This window comes from Sphingomonas arvum, assembly GCF_026013565.1.
Taxonomy (GTDB): Bacteria; Pseudomonadota; Alphaproteobacteria; order Sphingomonadales; family Sphingomonadaceae; genus Sphingomicrobium; species Sphingomicrobium arvum.
This window is the reverse complement of the sequence record NZ_JAPDOB010000002.1, coordinates 813,633-832,698: the sequence shown is the minus strand read 5'-3', so window position 1 is coordinate 832,698 and position 19,066 is coordinate 813,633. Positions and strand designations below refer to the sequence as shown.

The following is a 19,066-nucleotide window of genomic DNA, read 5'->3' as shown; positions in this document are numbered from 1 at the left end:
GCCGCTTATTCCACGAGCACCAGAAAGTGCTCGATGGAAGCATCAGCCTTCAAGCGGCTAACCGCGGCTGAATCGAGTGGGTCCTCGAACTCAATTCCGCACTCTTCCCCGGTGGACCAAACCACCCAAGCCATGAATGCCTCAGCGGCCACCTTCAACAGCAGGTCTTTCCCGGCACCCGGCAAGTCTCGCCCCAGAAGCCTGGCCCCGGTTGAGGAGACGTCCTCAACCACCACCGACCTAGACTTGTCCAAGGACATGGCCGCGGCTGCGAGTACCACGTGATCGCGCCGGCTGCTGCGCCGGCCGCCGGGCACGTCCACTCTCTTACCAAAACTCGGCATCGCAAATACTCCTGCTCGCCCCCGTTTGAGCAGTCGTTGACCGGGGTAAACAGCGGGTAAGGGATCGTGCCTAACCTCCCCACAAGCATGCTTGCCCAACCCCGTTGAGCCATGGCTCGCCTGCGGCAAGTTGAAGAGCTTCGCAAGCTTGGCTAGGTTACGGAGCTAGGAACCAGAGCCTTCGAAGCGCACCTCGAAAGTTGCAAGAAGCTGTTGGATGAATGCCGTGCCAGATCGGCCGCAACTTCCAACTCAGCCAAAGGCGCAGTGAGCAGTCCATCTCCGCCGAACGTTGTGAACTCGGAGTCGAACTCGCCTGGCAGTGGTTCTGTAATCAAGGGGGGCGACCGGCTCGCCTGAGACGAGCAGGGTTGTCTCATTCAGGTGTCTGAGGCACTTCCTAGCGGAGTAGAAGCTACCCGCCAGCTTCCCACCACTTGATAGCCTCTCCACAGCTCAGCAGCGCAACCCTCGACCTGGCGCGCAGCAATCTGGATCGCAGAGTTGTCACTTGGGGCCTCGAAGTGAAACACTGGATCATCAAGCCTAGTTTTCGGTTTGAGGCAGATCAGGCGGTGCTTCGGGATAACAGGCCTCACGATACAGCTGGACTAGCCTTTTGATCGATCACGTAAGGAGCGTAACTTTCGGCTACAGCCGCTCCGAGGTCAGTCTCTCACCAGACCCTCGGCTCGGTGCCGATGCGCGCACTCACGGCATTCTCCACAGATTGCACCTGAGCGCGGCTCATGATGCCGCCAACCAGCAGCGCTTGCATCAGCTCATCCATGATCGCTGCGAGGAAATGCAACTCCACGCGCGCCGACCGTTGCTCTAGATCCTCAGAACTCATGCTAATTTCTGCCACGCTCGGCCTGGCTCAGCCCTGACGATTTCACACAGAGGCATCTGGCCGCCGTGTGATTCAAAGCCGCTGCGGGTTCTTAGCCAAGCGTGGAACTCACCCTCCTCAAGCGACCGCTCGAAGGCCACGCCGGCGTTGTATCCATCATGCCAGCGCAATGAGCAGCGAAGAACTGGAAGGTCCGGTAGACGCAGCAGGACGGTTCCCGGCCTCGCGATGGGTGTGATGGTTCTAAGCTTTGCACCGCCCGGCGATATGTCACTGAGATATCCGGCATGGTGCCGGGTCCCGATCACGATCCTGGCTCGGCACTGCAGATCCAGGCGCTTCAATTTGCGTCGGTTCGGCTCGATTAGCGACGAAGGAGTTGATGTCGCCAGAAGCATAAACTCGGATCACCCAACAAGCTGGTACTCACTGCGAGCTAACGACGGACCCGTAACAAACCGTTACCGCTTTTATGTGCTTCGGCGAACGATACGAAGCCAGGGGACGCCTTCAGCTCGCACGGCTTTTCACCAGCTAACGTGCCAGCCCGATGTTCCAGTCATTAACGGCAAGGCGCTCTTCAGGCTTGAGCTTCGTCGCGATCGAGATGGAGTTCTGGCGGTGCAGCTCGTGCAATTCTCGTGGAATGAGCGGCTTGTCGAACAGGACGCCTAGAAACCCGCCTCTCGACCATTGAACGGTTGAGAGCCGTTCAATGCCGGCTATGCGCAACCATAGCTCCGTGCCGGCTGGCGGAGGCTGTGCGTCTCGAAGCTTCGCGCCAGTGGCACTTAGGTCCATAACTGCCACCCGGCGCCCAAAACCCTTGCCGACGATGGAAGCGGCTAGGAGGATTGTTGCTCTAGAGCCGGCGCGACGGCCGCCCCCGATCTTCTTTCCAAACGCCATGAACTGGACCTCTCGAGAGGGTTGCATAACCCTGAAGCACTAATCGGAAGTTAGCTCCACACGTAAAAGAAAGAGAGTTACGGTGACCATCGCCTGACGACACGGCAGCAGCCGGTCCAGAGCTCCGCCTGCCTGCTTCGAACTAGCGGTTCCGCTTGCACGCTTATATCGTGATGTGTGATGCCTCCACTACGACTACCGCTGACATCAACCGTGGCGTCGTCAAGTCCACATCGGCTTTGCGCCGCTTAAGCCAGCTGGGTTCGTGGTGCTTGAGTTCTCGCTTATGACTCACTTGGGATAGCGTCGCCCCAGCGGCTCGCTAGCTGGGCACCAGAGCCATAACATCCCGTGACTTGTGTCATGAATGTTCGTTCTTGGTGGAAAGCGGACCGGCAGTTTTCGGGCGAGCAATTACGCGAAGCGGACGCTCGTTCATGCTGAGGATGGCGTCGGCTCAGCGCCCATCCCGGACGTTCCAGAGCCATTCGCCAGCACCCACATGGCGTCATTCGGCAGCACCCTAGCGGTCCGCAAGTTCGTGCCGATTGACTGCTTATGAGCTTGCCCTAGCGTTTGTTGGGCCACGAGCGGAGTTCCCCTTATGCGTCGCCTGATCGTTGCCGCTTCACTTGCCTGTGCATCGTCTGTCAGCACCGCTGCGCCCGCACCGACTATGAGTGCCACCAGACAGGCGGAAACACGGGCGATGTTCGAACGCTTGGTGAACACGCCGACCGTGATCGGGCGGGGCCAGGTGCCCGCCATGGCCCGATATCTTGCGGACCAGTACATCGCCAAAGGATTCCAAGCGGCCGACGTGCAGGTGATCCCTTACGACACCGGCAGTGCGACTACGGGCAATGACACGACGGCAGCCTTGCTCGTCCGCTGGCGTGCACCGGGCAAAGCGACGAAAAAGCCTATTCTGCTGCTTGGCCACATGGACGTGGTCGAGGCTAAGCGTGAGGACAGCACTACGGATCCTTTCGCCCTCACAGAGCGGGACGGATATCTATATGGTCGCGGCACAATCGACATGAAGAACGGCATCGCCGGCATCACCCAGGCGCTGTTCGAGCTGAAGGCGGCTGGTTGGACGCCGAAGCGTGACATCGTGGTGTTCTTCACGGGGGACGAGGAAACGAACGGGGTCGGTGCGGACAAAGGTTCCGGCGAGTGGCTTGGCCGCCTCGGCCACCCAGAATTTGGCTTGAACGCCGATGGCGGTGGGGGCGAGCGGAAGGCCGGCAAGGGAGCTACGAGCTTCTCCATGCAAACGGCGGAAAAGACCTTTGCGGGTTACACGCTGACAGTCCGAAACCGTGGCGGGCATTCGTCCAAGCCGCGCAAAGACAATGCGATCTACTCCTTGGCGCACGCCCTGGATCGCATTGAAGCTCATCGCTTCACCCCGATGTTGAACGAGACCACCCGAGCATATTTCGCTTCGCGCGCTAAAACCGAACAAGGTGCGCTGGCCGGAGCCATGCGCACATGGCTTGCCAATCCAAACGATGGCGCTGCGCCTGACTTGATCGAGGCAGATGAAAGCTATGTCGGACTAACGCGGACGCGATGTGTGCCCACCCGCCTATTTGGCGGCCATGCGGATAACGCCCTCCCGCAGGTTGCGACCGCGCTTATCAACTGCCGCATCTTCCCCGGCGTTGATCCCAACCAAGTGCAAGCGGATCTCACGGCCATTGTCGCCGATCCAACGGTGGTGGTCACGCGCAATGACAAATATGTAGCGTCACTAGCTTCGCCATTGCGGCCAGACGTGGTCTCAGCGTTCGAACATGCAGTGCATGCGCTGCATCCAGGCGTTGCGATCACGCCGGAGATGTCAACCGGCGCAAGCGATGCCCGCCCTTTCCGCGTCGCCGGCATTCCGATCTATGGCACTGACGGAACGCTCGTCGTGACCCCGGACGACAATCGCGCCCATGGTAAGGACGAGCGCCTGCCGGTTGCAGCACTTACACAGAATGTGGTGCACTGGACTATTCTGCTGCGTGATCTCGCTGGCAAGTAGGCCGACGACTCAGCAGTCCGGTGAGTCGCTCTGCGGCGTGCCTGTCATCGCTCCGGACGGCGCATCAAAGTATGAAGTCGGACTTGGTCAGGTTGTGCGCGCCAGTTAGCTCCAGGACGAAATCTGCGCCTGGCAGTCCGTCGGTGTCGCCGATCACCCAGGTCCTGTCGCCGTCCACGATGGTTGCCACCCGGTACTTGGAGATGTCCGCGAAATCGCCGGAAGTCCCCTTCTTCACTCCGCCGAATTTGCTGCCAGCGTAGAGTGCACTCAGGTCGATGCGGTCCTGGCCCCCAATAAAATCAGTGATGGTGTCATGCTCGCCGGATCGCGATGTTCCGAGCTCATCGAGCCCCACCACGAAGATGTCACGACCGCTGCCGCCCGTCAGCCGGTCCGTTCCGTCGCCACCTTCCAGCCGGTCGTTCCCGCCCAGGCCGCGCAGCCAGTTATCGCCTACGTTGCCGATGATGGCGTTGGCAAGGCCGTTGCCGGTGCCGTCCACTGCGGAGCCGGTCAGGACTAGTTGTTCCAAATTGTCGCCAAGCACGTAGGAGAATGGGCTACGCACCGTATCGATGCCCTCGCCGGCGCCTTCAACGATCTGGTCCGTCACGGAATAGATGACGTACGTGTCGTTGCCTGCCCCACCGATCAAGCGGTTCGCAGAGAGGACCTCCCCGCCGGACAGCGTGACCGTGAGGTCGAGGTGTCCGTACTCCCAAGAGCTCCCGGAAAATAGGCTGGCGGACAACTGATAGGTCCCGACCTGGGTCAGGCTGACGACATTGTCCGCGGAGTAGGGATGGAGGTCGATCCAGCTGCCGTCGGGAGCGACGAGATGCGCGTCGTAGTAGCCCCACCCGCCCGCAAGCGCTCCCTGAAAAGCGTAGGCGATCGACAACGTGGTGCCCGGATCAGTCACGGTAAAGCTGAAATCGCCACCCGTGTTCGGCGCCGGTGGCAACAGCACCGGAACGTAGGTCACACGGGTAGTTAGCGTCGGACCGCCCGCGCCGGCACTCCACAGGCTATCGAGCGATAGGCCCGAGTAGAAGCCGCCGCGCTCGCCGATGATGCCGACGGTCGACGGGCCCGCCGGACCGGCGTCCAGCCAATCGTTGCCGGCACCGCCGCGCAGCACATCGTAGCCGCCACCCCCGAACAGCCGGTCGTCGCCGGCGGTGCCCGTGATCGTATCGACCTGGTTCGTGCCGATGACTTCCAGCTGCTCGATCCCGGACACCCTCGTGTCTGCAAGCAGGTTGTCGAACAGCAACACCAGGCTGCGGTTGGAGGCGGAATAATCCACCGTCAGCCGGTCGTAGCCGCTGCCGCCATCAGCCAGCGCGAAGTCGGGAGTGGCCTTGAGCCAGTCGTTGCCGGCATCGCCCCACATGCGGTCCTTGCCAGCGCCGACCAGAACATCGTTGCCGTCGCCGCCCCTCAGCGCGTCGGCCCCGAGCCCTCCGACCAGCGTGTCGTCGCCAGCAAGCCCCATCAGGGTCTCTGCCAGGTCCGTACCGACCATCAGCTCACCCGACGCGGTGCCCTGCGTGATCGAAAAGTCGCTCCAGTAGCTGAAGCCGGCCCCCGCCTGATAGCCGTTGGCGCTCAGGACGCCGGTCTGACCCGTGGCGCCGCTTGCGCCGAAACCCTGATCAGTTAGGATCACGCCGCCGCCGCTCCACCAGATCCTAAGGTCGGTCGAAGCCGGATTGCCGACGAGGATGTCGAACACGCTCACCTGTGCGGGTATGGCGACGCCTCCGGCCGCGAACAGGCCCGGAAACGAGGCCAGGCTTGTGGTTGGCGTCATGGCGGCAACGAACGCCTGCTGGGCCGCTGTGGCCGGACCGAGCGAGACCAGCCCAATGCCCCAGATCGTGACCCGGTCGAAGGTCATCCCGTTAGCGAGCGTGATCGAGTAGGCAATCTCGGTATGGTCCTCGCCGGGCGGCAAAGGCGGCCTATCGTTTTCCCACGCGAGCTGCCGGTAGCCTGAAAGCGCGTCAATGCCGGTGCGAATGGTCCGAGCCACTGATACCTCCCCCTTTGCCGACCCGATCCCAAGCCGGAATGTCAATACGACTCGGGTCTATCATTAATAATAAATAAACGATAGTTTTCTCCGGAAAGACGCCGTTTAAGGGTGGGAGCGGACGTGAAATACAGCGCGTTCATCAGCTACAATCACCGCAACCGCGATTGGGCGATTCGGCTCCACCGTGCGCTTGAGAGTTACTCGGTGCCCAAGCGCCTGCGAGGCCGCGCCGCGCCATGGGGTGAGCTTGGCCCACGGCTGCCGCCGGTGTTCCGTGATCGCGACGAACTGGCGGCCTCGGCCGATCTCGATGCCGCGGTCAGGAGAGCGTTGGCGGAGTCGACGACACTGGTCGTAATCTGCTCGCCGCATGCCGCGCGCTCGCGCTGGGTCGATCAGGAGGTGCGCGCCTTCATCGACAGCGGCCGCCGAGACCGCATCCGGCTGGTCGTTGTCGACGGGCAACCTCATGCCGCCGATCCGGAGCAGGAGTGCCTGCCGCCGGCGCTGCGCGATGGCGGCCCAGAGCCACTCGCCGCCGATGTCCGAAAGACTGCGGACGGCCGCTCAGGCGCTATCCTCAAATTGATCGCTGGCATCATCGACGTGCCGTTCGACGAACTTCGCCAGCGAGAGGTGGCGCGGCGCCAGCAACGGCTGCTGGTCCTGGCCAGCGCAGCATCGATCGGCTTCCTGATCATGGCCGGCCTGACCGTCATCGCCTTGATGTCGCGGGCGGAGGCCCTGCGCCAACGGACTCTTGCCGAGCAGCGAATGGCCGTGGCCGAGCGGACGGTCGACTTCGTCAAGGGCATGTTCTCCCTGGCCGATCCGTCCGAAGCCAAGGGGGCCGCCATTACGGCTCGCGAGATCGTCGATCGAGCGGCCGATCGACTGGAAAACAGTCTGTCCGATCAGCCCGTGGTCAAGGCCGAACTCGCGGTCGCCTTGGCGGACGTGTACGGCGCGCTGGGGCTATACACGAAGAGCGATCGACTGGTCCGGCGAAGCTTCACCATTCCGGTCTCCGAGCCAACGACGGTGGCGCGCCGGACAGCAGCACTGGCGGAGTCGATGCTCCGCCTGGGCGATTATGAAGCGGCCGAGCGCCAGTTTCGGCGGGCGTTGGCGCAGGCGCCCAATGCGACGCCGTCGGTCCGCTCCCGGATCCTGGCCGGCTTGGGCCAGAGCCTGACGCAGCTCGAGCGATATCCGGAAGCGACGCCGCATCTCCGCCGCGCCCTGCTCCTTGATCGCGCCCGTGGCGAGACGGCGATCAGCGACCAAGCCCGGGACTATGAAGCGCTGGGCCTAAACCAGATGCTGGCAGGCGATCTCCAAAACGCGAAGCCGTTGTTCGTTCGGGCGCTCGCGTTGCGCCGCAAGGCCGAAGGCAACGCCAGCCCCAGCGTGAGCGACAATTACAACAGCCTCGGATCGATCGCCTACCTGCAGAGCGATCTTGACGGCGCCGAGCGCTTCTTCCGCGGCAATTTGGTGTCCGACGAACGAGTGCTTGGTCCCGACCATCCCGACACGGCGACCACGCGCAACAATCTTGCGCGAGTGCTGCTGGAAAAGCAGCGGTTCGCCGAAGCTGCGCCGCTGCTCGAACGGGCGATGCGCAGCAATCTCGTGGAGCGCGGCCAGACCCACGACCAGATGGCATTTGTCTTTTCCAATCTCGCCATTGTCAAAGCGCGGCTCGGGCAGCGCCACGAGGCTGAGCGCCTGTTTGACGAGGCCATCGCGGCGGCGCGGAGCCATAGTCATCGCACCTTGGGACCCAGCCTCGCTGATCTCGCGTCACTGCGATGCGCACGTGGAGCCTACAACAATGCTTTTGCACTTCTTGATGAGGCCGCAACGGTGACCCGCGCCGACTATCCGGATGATCCGTGGCGCAGCGCTTGGGTCGACAACATACGCGGGGAATGCCTCTGGCTGAGCGGCCGAAAGCGGGAGGGAAAACGCTTGGTGCTTGCCAGCAGTGGAGCAGTTTCAGATCGCTGGCCTACCGGAACTCTATTTGCCTCCGAAAATCTACGTCGGAGAAAGCTGGTTGGCAGCTCAGTCGACTGAGATGCGACAGCTGTCCGAGGCAGAGCCCCTGCTGTACGGCACCACCAGAACTGCAGCCGCCGCCGCGCACGACTCGCGTCGACGAACAAGGGTGGGCTTACGGGTGCGTTCGCCTGCACTCTGAACTGCGGAGATGGAGGCTCATCAGCTGACGAGCAAAAGTCAGGAATGGACCGGTTCCGCACATCAGCTACGTAGCTGAACGGGCGTCTGCTTCCGGCCTCCGCGCGCGAAAACCGGACGGTCACCTGGCGGCCACTAACAGGCATGCCAGGAGTTTGGCGCAGCCCCCCAGCATCGCGGCTAGCTCGAACCCATGGGCGACCTCAACAAGGGTCTCATTGGTAAGCTTAACGAGCTGACGATCCGCGTTCTTCAGGAGCGCTTCGCCGAGAATAGCCAAGTTGACTTTGTATTTGGTATGCGGACCGACGTCCAGCTTGAGCGCAAGGCGCACTTCGCCAAGCTGGTCGGTATTCTCTGAGCCGGTTGGGCGGGGGCTTCGGCTCCCGCCCCTTCCCCCGCAACACAAAACTTGCAGTTAGCGATATCTGCGACCTTTCGCGCCGCTGTCCCGCAAGCGGCCCGCCGGGATCGGAGCGCCCCCTCCGTGATCAGAGCTAACTTCCGCCGAGAGGCGGCACATTCCAACGAGGAGCATAACCGTGTGCCACAACAGACCAGCCCGCCCCCAACTCAGCGGGATTGACGCGGCTCGCCGCGCCTATGAGCTGCACCACCAGTTCGCCACCCTGGCATGCCGGGAGGGGCTGGACCACGAGGGGCAGGGCCTCGTCCTTGCCATGGCCTTGTCCGAGTTTGTTTCCCGGCATTGGGGCGACCACCACGTTCCGGCGTTCTTCCGGCATTATGCAGAGCAAGCTGGTGAGAGCTTGCTTGCGGGCACCCGCTGGGACCGGACGGCGGTGGGTCTATGATCGTTCAATCCATGCCGTTTCCGGCGAGCAGCGCACCCGCAACTACGTTCGCGTTCGGCTACAAGACCGGCGACGGCACAGGCACGTTTGACCAAGCTGTTTGGTCCGGTGAGCATGACGTGTGCCAGTTCACCAATGATAGCGGCGGGCCTGTCACTGTCACTCAGCTTCAGGTCGTCAACATCGTATCAGGCGGTGACGCACCGCTGGAGACGTTCCGCATGGCTATCTATGCGGACGCTGCGAACCTGCCAGGTGCTTTGCTCGGCATCAGCCAAACGGTGCCGGTGCAGGCAGGTTGGCGGCGTTCTCAAGGTCAACATGCTCGCCCCCGTTGTTGTGGCAGCGGGAGCGAAGGTCTGGGGCTGCATCGCCTCCACCCAGTCGCAGTGGTTCTCGGGTGCGCTGCGAGCGGACGATGGCCGCAACCGCTACAAGGCCGGGATGACTGGCGTAGCCTTTACCGACCCATTTGGGCCAAGCAATTCATTCGGGCGAATACTGCCACTTATGTTCTACGCGTGAGCAGTTGAATGAGCAAAGCGATCGGCAGGGAACGCGACTTTCAACCACAAGTTGAATCGCCTCACACTCTGGATTACGTGTCTTTTCATGACGACCACCACTGAAACCATTATCCATAGCCTACGCTGGGTTGCTGGGTCGGCTTTGGCTGGCACCGTTGTGGCAGGTGCGTTTCTCAGCTGGATCCCGGCGCTGACAGCTGCCGCTAGCGAGCTAGGGGCGGTCGTTGGCCTCGGTGCAGGGATGCTGACGGCGTTTCGAGCCATCAAACGCGATTGAGTTCCCTCGCTGCAGCTCTCTGGGAGGGCATAGCTTCTCGAGCTGTCGATCTGGCCTCGCTCATCGGGGCCATGCTCTACGTCCGTTTCCGTAGGCGGCAGCTGAAGAGGCCTCCTCCCGTCTTTTCCCGAGACACGGGAGAACTGTTCTTCGCAGGGGTAGCTCTAGTCCCTCTGGCACTCCTGACGCCTGCCGCCCTCTCGGACAAGGTAATGACAATGCTGACGGAAAGCAGCCGGATCACGTTCGCTGCTGCCGGCATATACTCATTCCTTGCCCTCATGGAGGATCGCACCCCCGCGAAACTTCGCCGAGATAGCTCTAAAGCCTAACGGAGCTTTCAAGCTCACTTCGCCTAATCTCTCGTAGTCCTCTCCCTGTCGGTAGATATGCTCAGAACCGGCTCTTTCGTCGCTGGCGGGATTGCAACGGTCAGCAACTAGCAAGCCCCGGCCTGGTGTGCGCCATAGGTCGCCTGCTCAACCGTGTACTTGCTGCCATAATCCGACGAGAGTTGATCAATAAGCTTCTGACATGAGAAGCCAGTCATCTCTAAATACTGCTGTGCCGACCTAACAGCATTCTCGTCCCAATCCACGGCTAGGCTATCCACGGCGGCAGTTGCATCCGCGCGAGAGTAGCCACTGCCGTATTCGGACGAGAGCTGCTGGATCAACCCCTCGCGTGAGAAGCCAGTCATATTCAGATACTGCTGTGCCGACCGAACAGCGTTTAATTGCGCAGATGTTAGGCCGGAGCCGTCCTCCTCCTCTTCCTGGACGGTCGCTTTCTCCACAGGATCAGGAGCCACATTCTCAGCAGCTCTGTTCGATGTCGGCTCCGTAACCTGCGGGCCCGTGGGTATGTCGACGACGTTCTGACCCACCACAGCGTTCGCGACGCTAGGCTCAGCTACCTTATTGGGCGCTGCAATCGATGCTGCGACCACACCGATAACGAACAAACCAAACAGCCCCAAGATTGCTCCCACAATCCAACTCAAAGCGCTCGTACTCGTGTTAGCTGACGCCTCGGGTACGATGGGTTGGTTAAGTGTAGCCGCTACGTCCGCGTGCAGAGCAGACGTTCCGGCATAAGGAGCCCCGTCTTCCTGTTTCTTCCCGCATTTCGGACAGTAGAGCGCGCCGTCCGGCAGTTCGGCGCCGCACCTGATGCAGTACATAGGCCCCCCCTCACCCCACCTTCATCGAACCGACGAGCACTTGTCCCCCATAGCCAGTAATCAAGGCTGCAGATAAGCTGCCGCCATGTGCAATCTGTACAGCATGACAGCGACTGTCGATGAGATTCGACGTGTCTTCGGCTCTTTTGAGGGTGACAGAACCAACATGCCTGCGTTCGGCGACATATACCCCGCGAAGCCCGCACCTGTGCTGCGCACTGAGGGCGCGACGCTGAAGCTGGAGGTTATGGAGTGGGGCTTTCCTGGGCCGGCCGCAGCCAAGGGTAGACCGGTCACCAACGTCCGCAATCTTGCGAGTCCGTTCTGGCGCAGCGCTCTGGAGAAACCGGAGCGGCGCTGCATCGTGCCCGTGTCCCGCTTCTGCGAGTGGACGGCAGAGCCCGACCCAGAGACCAAGCGAAAGCGCAAAGTGTGGTTCGGCCTGCACGAGCATGACGAGCCGCTGTTCGCGTTTGCCGGCATCTGGCGACCAGGCGACGAGCGGTCCTACTTCGCCTTTCTCACTTGCGAGCCAAACCAAAGCGTTGGCGCCGTGCACCCGAAGGCGATGCCGGTGATGCTGCGACCTGCTGACGTGCCCACGTGGCTGAGTAGCGAACGCGTGACTGCCTGCGAGCTTGCCGTGCCCTTCTCAGACGCAGAGATGCGACGGATTGAAACCTAGCTTCCCCGCTCAGGGCGGCCACGGATTAGTCGTAAGCTTTCTTCTCCAAACAATGCTGGTACGAGAAATCGATACGAGAACCGTCTTTCCGGACGATCCAGAAGCACCTCTGATTGGGAAAGGGCTCGGGCGCGCTGCCAACTTCGTAGCGCTGAACTCCAACTCCAATCTTATCAGCTGCCTCATCGTGTCGCTTCAGAAGTGCGCCCAAGTCAGCACTGTCCTCAGGCGAGACCTCGTCGCCGACTTTGTAGCGTGAGAGCATGCTGCTGAAGTGAGCGGTTGCGTCGCCAGCTTTCGCGAAGCTGCGAGTAGTAAGATTGATGGCGCGAGCCCTGCCCATCTTCTAAGCCTCGGGTCCGGTGATCTGTGCCGGCGCTAGAGTGTCTATTGCAAGCTGCGCTACTGACGGAGGCAACTCGCCTTTGGCAACCTTGCCGTCAAGATAACCCTTGAACTTGCCTCCTTCTAAGTAAACGTCCTGCAGCCACTCTCGAAATGCTCCAAGAGCCGCGAGCGGGTAGCACCATGACTCCTGTGGATTCGATTTGGATTGAGGGTGGCTCTCAGGGTAACAATGCGGATACTTTCCACGATCATACACCATGTCTAGGCCGGCCTCTTTCCAATACTTCGACCAGTGCGAACCGATTGAGATATCGACGACAAACTTTTCACCAATCTCGGCGCCGGCTAAAATCAATTCGTAAATAATCGTGTGAGCTTCGTTGAAGACGTGGAAGAAGCCCTTGGGAGCCGACTGGTGATTGAGAGCGATCCGCTCATGCCACTTGTGAAACCGATTAGCTCCGCTCGGGTCGTACCCGACTTGGTTATAGATCAGGTCACGCAACGCCTTGCCGGCTAACAGGCGGTAGTTGTCGCGAGCTGCTTCCCGCGGCTTAGCGGCATCAAACGCATAGTACTCAAGAACGGCGAGACAAACGTCTTCGGGGAAAGCATGAACAGTCTGCCCCCCTGCATCTTTGGTGGCGATGTAAGCCGAGTCCCGATGTATCCCACGTTTTGCGAGAATGGCCTTGATGCTCTCTGTGCGCGGTGGTGGGGAGTCCAGCAGCCACTCTTGACCGATAGTGCGAATATGGAGGTTCTCCATATCTACGAGGCGGGCAAGGCCGCGACCCGTCAGATAGGCGGTTCCATTCTTTAAAACTCCCATGCCGATGCCGTCGACTTCGGCCTGGCACTCGATTCCAAGGTCTAGTTTGCCTTGCGCGGGGGTGAGTTCCTTTGAGGTCATATTCTGCTCGTAAAGGGCTGTTTTCTGGGGAAAAGGCCCGAGTTCCTTAACTCGCGCGTATTGCTCCCGCGACAGCAGGTGATCCGGCGTGACGAACGGTAAGCCACTCACTTCGCAATGCAAGAGCCGGCAGGAAAGGCCCTGCCTACGGCTGGCCAGCGCTGGAGTGCGGCGCATCAGACACGGATGCGCTACCTGTAGTAAGATCAGCCGGAACAGCCTTCCGTGCTATTTCCGTACCGCCCGCGGGTGAGGCCAGCTAAGTAATTGACAGGGCTGGTGGAGCTGAGGGGAATCGAACCCCTGACCTCTGCAGTGCGATTGCAGCGCTCTCCCATCTGAGCTACAGCCCCGCACCTGTCGGTAAGCGCCCCTCTAGCTGCGCTTTCTCTCCCTTGCAACGCGCCTTTTCGCCTCGTCGTCTAGGCGCCTCCGCCTGGCCGTGCTGCCCTCTCTCCGCCCGGAACAGAGCCCTGCGCCTGCTCGTTTATCAACCATCATGCGGCGGGCACCCCCGCCCGCGCCGGCATGCACCCTTTTGGAGGAGTGGCAATGGCTAACGATCGGTATGACCGCGGCGGCGGATACCGCGACGAGGGTCGCTATCAGGACCGCAACAACGGGCCGCGTGGCGGCGGCGGCGGCGACAACCGCGGCTTTTGGGACCGCGCCCGTGACGAGGTGCAAAGCTGGTTCGGCGACGAGGACAGCGGCGGTCGGCGCGGCGATGACGACCGCATGAGCCATCCGGACAGTAGCCGTGGCCGCAGCGAGTACGGCAACCAGGGTCGCGACCCCCGGCGTGAGCACGGCGGGGCTCATGACGACGACCGCTCGGCCTTCTTCGGCGGTGGGCAGTCGACCAGTTATGGCCGCGGCCGTGAAGGCGGCGATTATCGTAGCCAGTATGGCCGTGGCGGCGGCGAAAGCGGCGGCTTCGGCGGCGGCGACTACACCAGCCAGGACCGGTCCCATTGGGGCAGCACCGGCTATCGCCAGGACCAGCACCGGGATCGGGACCAGGACCGTGGCGGCAACCGCGGCTACCCCCCGGGCTACGGCCAGCGTGGCGGCGGCAGCTACTCGCCTTCGCCGCAGAGCCGCGGCTGGGAAGACCAGCATCGCGACCGTGACCAGGACCGGCAGCGCTTCGGCCAAGGCAGCTTCAGCCATGACGATGACCGCTCCGGCTTCGGCAGTCAGCGCTACGGCCGGCAGAGCCAGGGTGGCGACCAGTACCGGCCGATGACCGGTGACTATGGCCGTGGCAGCAGCGGCGGCCAGGACCATGAGGAGCACTACCGCTCCGGCATGGGCGGGCAGGACTTCACCCGCAGTCAGTATGGCCGCCAGGACTTCAGTCAGGACCAGGGCAACGACCGAATGAGCGGCGGCCAGCGCTACGGCGGCGGGCGCGATGACGACCGCAGCCGTAATCGGGGTGGCTTCGTCGGCGCGGCGGCAGGTGCGGGCGCGTCCCTGCTCGGCGGCCGTGGCAGCAGCCCGCACGACGAGCATTATTCGAGCTGGCGCCAGCGTCAGATCGACGAGCTCGACAATGACTACCACGCCTACCGCCAGGAGCATCAGAGCCGGTTCGAGAACGAGTTCTCCGGATTCCGCCAGCAACGCCAGACCAAGCGCCAGATGCTGCAATCCATCCGCGAGCACTTCGAAGTAGTAGACTCGAGCGGGCAGCACATCGGCATGGTCGACAAGGTTCACGGCGACACCGTGATCATGACCAAGAACGATCCCGAAGCCGGCGGCGTGCACCGCAGCTTCAGCTGCTCGCTCCTGGAACGGGTTGAAGACGGCAAGGTCTACCTCAGCGGCACCAAGGACTCGCTCCGCGGTCAGCTGCACGAGGAGCGCGGCGGTGACGATCGCGGCTCGGGCGGCGGCGGCCTGCTAAGCGGCCTGTTCGGTGGTCGACGGGACGACGAGAACCGCGGCAACCAGGACCTGAACACGGGCGCGACCGGAGCAACTGGTTCGTCGACCGCCGGCCAGCAGTCCGGGGATGGCCCGCATATCCTCGACCGGAGCTTCTCCGGCACCTACGAGGACGACAACAAGCGCAGTTAAGCGCACGTTGAAGCGTTGACGCGAGGGCCCGGCCGCCGCCATGGCGGTCGGGCCCTTTGCTTTAGGAGAAGCTCGATGGCCCGCGCCTGGAACCTCAAGAGCCGCCCCAGCGGACTACCCACCGCCGACAACTTCGAGTTCGCGGAGACCAGCCTGCCGGAGCTGACCGAAGGGAGCGTCCACGTCCGCAACCGCTGGCTGTCGGTCGACCCGTACATGCGCGGGCGGATGAATGACGTGAAGAGCTACGTCCCGCCGTTCCAGATCGGCCAGCCGCTCGAAGGCGGTGCCGTCGGCGAGGTGGTGGAAAGCCGCGACCCCGCTTTCCAGCCTGGCGACACGGTGCTGCACATGGCGGGCTGGCGCGACGAAGCGGTGGTCCCGGGTAAGAGCCTCAACAAGCTGCCGCCAATCCCCGGTGTTCAGCCGCAGGACTTCCTCGGTAACCTGGGTGTCACCGGCGGCACCGCCTGGTTCGGACTATTTGACGCTGCTCAGGCCAAGGAGGGAGACACTCTGTTCGTGTCCGCGGCGGCGGGCGCGGTCGGCTCGGCCGTGGTGCAAATCGCTAAGGCGCACGGCATGACCGTGATCGGCTCGGCCCGCGGGGCCGACAAGTGCGAGTTCGTCCGCTCATTGGGTGCTGATGCGGTGATCGACTACAAGTCCGGCACGCCGCTGGTGAAGGCGCTGGCAGAGGCCGCGCCCAAGGGCATCGACGTCTACTTCGACAATGTCGGCGGCGATCATTTGGACGCTGCCTTCGCCCACGCCCGCCAGAATGCTCGCTTCGCCATCTGCGGCATGATCGACAGCTACAACAGTGCCGAGCCGATGGCCTTCCGCTACATCATGCGGATCATCGCCATGCGGATCATGCTCAAGGGCTTCATTTACACCGACTACATGCCCCAGATGGGCGAGTTCTTTCAGAAGATGGGCGCGCTGATGGCCAGCGGCCAGGTCAAGAGCCGCGACACCATTGTCGAAGGCCTGGAGAAGACGCCGGAAGCATTCCTTGGCCTCTTCTCCGGCAAGAACACCGGCAAGATGCTGGTGAAGCTCTAGGTCAGACCCGGTTGTAGTTGCAGCTCGCCGGGTTACCCGTGGTCAGGCCGCGGCGCAGCGCTTCCATGCGCTGCGCCGAGGTGCCGTGGGTAAAGCTCTCCGGCACGACGCGTCCCTGCGTCTGCTGCTGCAAGGTGTCGTCGCCGATCGCCTGCGCCGCGCGCAGACCCTCTTCGATGTCGCCATTTTCAAGCGCCCGGCTGCCGTCCGGCGCCTTGGCGTTGGCTGCCCAGACTCCTGCATAGCAGTCGGCCTGCAGCTCGACACCGACCTGAATCTGGTTGCCGCCCGCTTCGCCTGCGCGGGCCTGAGCCGTGCTTGCGCGATCAAGGGTGCCCTCGAGGTTCTGGACGTGATGGCCGACCTCATGCGCGATGACATAGTACTGCGCGAAGTCGCCCGGTGCTCCGAAACGCTGACTGAGCTCATTGAAGAATTGAGGATCGATGTAGATGCGGCGGTCCGACGGGCAGTAGAACGGCCCCATCGCCGCCTGCCCCTGCCCGCAGCCAGTGGACGTGCCTCGCGTATAAGCCACTAGTTCGGGACGCTGATACGACGCACCGGACGCGCGAAACAGCTCGCCCCAGATCTCGTTGGTCGAGGACAACGCACCCGTCAGGACCTGCCGGGTTTGTGGTGACAGGGTCGACTGGCCGGAAGCAGCCTGCTGCGAGCCGCCACCGAGCATGCCGCCGCCGCCGCCAAGGCTGGACAAGGCGCAATAACCCAGCAGCAGGATCAGGATGCCGACGAAGCCGAAGCGGCCAAGAACCATCGGCAGGAGGAAGCCGAGCATCCCGCCTCCGCCGCCAAGCATGCCGCCGCCGCCGCTCGAGCCGGTCCGATCGATAAAGCCGTCGTCGTTGCCACCACCCAAACGCATGCCATGCTCCTTCAAGTAGCTATAAAATGCTTCGCCGCCCGTAACGGTTGCAATCGGCGCGGCGGCACGCGACAGGCGCCCGACAACGGAGGACTTAACCATGCTGCTCAAGGACAAGGTCGCGCTGGTCACGGGTTCCACGTCGGGCATCGGCCTCGCCATCGCGCGGGCCCTTGCGGCCGAAGGTGCTCGGGTGATGCTGAACGGCTTCGGCGACCGAGCCGAGATCCAGGTCATCCAGGACGAACTCACCAAGCTTAACGGCGACTGCGCGGGCTATTCGGACGCCGACCTGTCGAACCCGGAAGCGATCGACGCGATGGTCGCAACCTGCACGGACGAGCTCGGGTCCCCCTCCATCCTCGTCAACAACGCCGGCATTCAGTTCGTCTCGCCGATCGAGGACTTCCCCACCGAGAAATGGGACGCAATCCTGGCGGTGAACCTGTCGGCCGTGTTCCATACCACGCGCCTGTGCCTGCCCAGCATGCGCCAGCGCGGCTGGGGCCGGATCATCAACACCGCAAGCGCCCACAGCGTTGTCGCTTCGCCCAACAAGGCGCCTTATGTCGCCGCCAAGCACGGGGTCGCCGGCTTCACCAAGGCGGTGGCGCTGGAGGCGGCGCGCGACGGTGTCACCGTTAATTGCATTTCGCCCGGCTATGTCTGGACGCCGCTGGTCGAGAACCAGATCCCCGACACAATGAAGGCCCGCGGGTTGACCCGGGAGCAGGTGATGAACGACGTCCTGCTCGCCGCCCAGCCGACCAAGCGCTTCGTGGAGCCGATCGAGGTCGCCAGCCTGGCGCTGTACCTCTGCCGGCCTGAAGCGGGCTCGATCACCGGCGCGAACCTCAGCATGGATGGCGGCTGGACGGCGGCCTAGTCCTAGAGACATCTGCCGTCTGTCGGTCTGCCGAACTTCGCATTGTGAGGCACGAAGCACGACGCTAGCCTGCCGCGCGCCGCTCACCTGTCCAAGAGGGTGGCGCACCGGGGGGAAAATGCTGGAAATCGCGGGCCTGTCGCACACCTACGCCAACGGCACGGTGGCGCTGAACGACGTCTCTCTGTCTATTCCACGGGGCATGTTCGGCCTGCTCGGACCCAACGGCGCAGGCAAGTCCACCCTGATGCGGACGATTGCGACCCTGCAGGCCCCCACGGCGGGGACCATCCGGTTTGGCGACATCGACGCGCTCGCCGAGCCGGATCGGCTCCGCCGTACCCTCGGCTATCTGCCGCAGGACTTCGGAGTCTACCCGCGAGTCTCGGCTTACGCGATGCTGGACCAGATGGCGGTACTGAAGGGCATTACCGGCCGCGCCGACCGAAAGGCAGTGGTCGAGACGCTGCTGAACCAGACCAACCTCTGGGCCGTCCGCGACAAGGCCATTGCCGGCTTCTCCGGTGGCATGCGGCAGCGCTTCGGCATCGCTCAAGCGCTGATTGGAAATCCGGAACTGATCATCGTCGACGAGCCCACCGCCGGCCTCGACCCGGAGGAGCGCAATCGCTTCCTGAACCTCCTCGCCGCGATCGGTGACAACGTCGTCGTTATCTTGTCGACCCACATCGTCGACGACGTCGCGGACCTCTGCCCTTTGATGGCGGTGCTCGCGAACGGCCGCGTGCAACTGCAGGGCAAGCCGGCCGACCTCATCGCCTCCACCCGTGGCCATGTCTGGCGCAAGGCGATCGGCCACTCGGAACTGCCGACCTACCAGGCCAGCCACGAGATCATTTCCACCCGCCTGTTTGCCGGGCAGACCATCATCCACGTCCTGTCTGACCGGCAGCCGGCCGGCTTCCACCCGGTCGAGGGTGGGCTCGAGGACGTCTACTTCGCCACGCTTTCCACCCTGCGCCGCGCGGCCTGAGGC

Annotated in this window: 18 protein-coding genes and 1 tRNA gene; 9 read left to right on the top strand and 10 right to left on the bottom strand. The window is 62.7% G+C overall.

Annotated features, from left to right (window positions below; translation table 11 throughout):
- Positions 1 to 5 precede the first annotated feature (5 nt).
- From OMW55_RS11665 to OMW55_RS11655, 4 genes are all read right to left on the bottom strand, one after another.
- Positions 6 to 344: a PilZ domain-containing protein gene (locus OMW55_RS11665; RefSeq protein ID WP_264883311.1), complete on the bottom strand. Its 339-nt coding sequence runs from the start codon at positions 342 to 344 to the stop codon at positions 6 to 8.
- Positions 345 to 1,020: 676 nt separating this feature from the next.
- Entirely contained in the window at positions 1,021 to 1,197 is a 177-nt protein-coding gene (locus OMW55_RS11660) for a hypothetical protein (RefSeq protein ID WP_264883309.1), read from the bottom strand.
- Entirely contained in the window at positions 1,194 to 1,595 is a 402-nt protein-coding gene (locus OMW55_RS13985; protein WP_407822139.1) for a PilZ domain-containing protein, read from the bottom strand. The genes OMW55_RS11660 and OMW55_RS13985 overlap by 4 nt, the downstream gene beginning before the upstream one ends.
- A 136-nt stretch (positions 1,596 to 1,731) precedes the next feature.
- A complete protein-coding gene (locus OMW55_RS11655) occupies positions 1,732 to 2,106 on the bottom strand; it encodes a hypothetical protein (protein ID WP_264883308.1) in 375 nt (124 codons plus the stop codon).
- A gap of 604 nt (positions 2,107 to 2,710) precedes the next feature.
- Here OMW55_RS11655 and OMW55_RS11650 point away from each other — a divergent pair.
- Positions 2,711 to 4,144: a M20/M25/M40 family metallo-hydrolase gene (locus OMW55_RS11650; protein WP_264883306.1), complete on the top strand. Its 1,434-nt coding sequence runs from the start codon at positions 2,711 to 2,713 to the stop codon at positions 4,142 to 4,144.
- A gap of 64 nt (positions 4,145 to 4,208) precedes the next feature.
- On the opposite strand, the gene OMW55_RS11645 is transcribed toward OMW55_RS11650, so the two are convergent.
- Entirely contained in the window at positions 4,209 to 6,185 is a 1,977-nt protein-coding gene (locus OMW55_RS11645; RefSeq protein ID WP_264883304.1) for a calcium-binding protein, read from the bottom strand.
- Between the two features lie 123 nt (positions 6,186 to 6,308).
- On the opposite strand from OMW55_RS11645, the gene OMW55_RS11640 reads away from it, so the two are divergent.
- The 3 genes from OMW55_RS11640 to OMW55_RS11630 all read left to right on the top strand — a co-directional run bounded on the left by OMW55_RS11640 (position 6,309) and on the right by OMW55_RS11630 (position 9,208).
- Complete coding sequence (locus tag OMW55_RS11640) at positions 6,309 to 8,270, top strand: tetratricopeptide repeat protein (RefSeq protein ID WP_264883303.1); 1,962 nt, start codon at positions 6,309 to 6,311, stop codon at positions 8,268 to 8,270.
- Positions 8,271 to 8,586: 316 nt separating this feature from the next.
- Positions 8,587 to 8,754, top strand: a complete 168-nt coding sequence (locus OMW55_RS11635; RefSeq protein WP_264883301.1) for a hypothetical protein — start codon at positions 8,587 to 8,589, stop codon at positions 8,752 to 8,754.
- A gap of 181 nt (positions 8,755 to 8,935) precedes the next feature.
- Positions 8,936 to 9,208 (top strand): hypothetical protein, encoded by a 273-nt coding sequence (locus tag OMW55_RS11630; protein ID WP_264883299.1) that lies wholly within the window; start codon positions 8,936 to 8,938, stop codon positions 9,206 to 9,208.
- A gap of 1,243 nt (positions 9,209 to 10,451) precedes the next feature.
- Here OMW55_RS11630 and OMW55_RS11625 read toward each other — a convergent pair.
- On the bottom strand, positions 10,452 to 11,195 hold the full coding sequence (locus OMW55_RS11625) for an Ltp family lipoprotein (RefSeq protein WP_264883298.1): 744 nt from the start codon (positions 11,193 to 11,195) through the stop codon (positions 10,452 to 10,454).
- An 85-nt stretch (positions 11,196 to 11,280) separates the two neighbouring features.
- Here OMW55_RS11625 and OMW55_RS11620 point away from each other — a divergent pair, with 85 nt between their 5' ends.
- Complete coding sequence (locus OMW55_RS11620) at positions 11,281 to 11,880, top strand: SOS response-associated peptidase (RefSeq protein ID WP_264883296.1); 600 nt, start codon at positions 11,281 to 11,283, stop codon at positions 11,878 to 11,880.
- Between the two features lie 25 nt (positions 11,881 to 11,905).
- On the opposite strand, the gene OMW55_RS13980 is transcribed toward OMW55_RS11620, so the two are convergent.
- The 3 genes from OMW55_RS13980 to OMW55_RS11610 all read right to left on the bottom strand — a co-directional run bounded on the left by OMW55_RS13980 (position 11,906) and on the right by OMW55_RS11610 (position 13,494).
- Entirely contained in the window at positions 11,906 to 12,145 is a 240-nt protein-coding gene (locus OMW55_RS13980; RefSeq protein WP_407822157.1) for a DCL family protein, read from the bottom strand.
- Between the two features lie 81 nt (positions 12,146 to 12,226).
- Positions 12,227 to 13,318, bottom strand: a complete 1,092-nt coding sequence (locus OMW55_RS11615; protein WP_264883295.1) for a hypothetical protein — start codon at positions 13,316 to 13,318, stop codon at positions 12,227 to 12,229.
- Between the two features lie 100 nt (positions 13,319 to 13,418).
- Positions 13,419 to 13,494, bottom strand: a tRNA-Ala gene (locus tag OMW55_RS11610).
- Between the two features lie 199 nt (positions 13,495 to 13,693).
- On the opposite strand from OMW55_RS11610, the gene OMW55_RS11605 reads away from it, so the two are divergent.
- Both OMW55_RS11605 and OMW55_RS11600 read left to right on the top strand, forming a co-directional pair.
- Entirely contained in the window at positions 13,694 to 15,229 is a 1,536-nt protein-coding gene (locus OMW55_RS11605) for a DUF2171 domain-containing protein (protein WP_264883294.1), read from the top strand.
- Positions 15,230 to 15,304: 75 nt separating this feature from the next.
- Complete coding sequence (locus OMW55_RS11600) at positions 15,305 to 16,297, top strand: NADP-dependent oxidoreductase (RefSeq protein WP_264883293.1); 993 nt, start codon at positions 15,305 to 15,307, stop codon at positions 16,295 to 16,297.
- A gap of 1 nt (position 16,298) precedes the next feature.
- Here OMW55_RS11600 and ypfJ read toward each other — a convergent pair whose 3' ends face one another.
- The gene (gene ypfJ / locus OMW55_RS11595; RefSeq protein WP_264883292.1) at positions 16,299 to 17,183 is read right to left on the bottom strand and encodes a KPN_02809 family neutral zinc metallopeptidase; all 885 of its coding nucleotides are present in this window, start codon (positions 17,181 to 17,183) and stop codon (positions 16,299 to 16,301) included.
- A 100-nt stretch (positions 17,184 to 17,283) separates the two neighbouring features.
- Here ypfJ and OMW55_RS11590 point away from each other — a divergent pair, with 100 nt between their 5' ends.
- Together OMW55_RS11590 and OMW55_RS11585 are read left to right on the top strand one after the other, a co-directional pair.
- Positions 17,284 to 18,069 carry a 3-hydroxybutyrate dehydrogenase gene (locus OMW55_RS11590; RefSeq protein WP_264883291.1) on the top strand — a complete coding sequence of 262 codons (786 nt, stop codon included), beginning with the start codon at positions 17,284 to 17,286 and terminating at the stop codon, positions 18,067 to 18,069.
- A gap of 118 nt (positions 18,070 to 18,187) precedes the next feature.
- Positions 18,188 to 19,063 carry an ABC transporter ATP-binding protein gene (locus OMW55_RS11585; protein WP_264883290.1) on the top strand — a complete coding sequence of 292 codons (876 nt, stop codon included), beginning with the start codon at positions 18,188 to 18,190 and terminating at the stop codon, positions 19,061 to 19,063.
- The last annotated feature ends 3 nt before the right edge of the window (positions 19,064 to 19,066 follow it).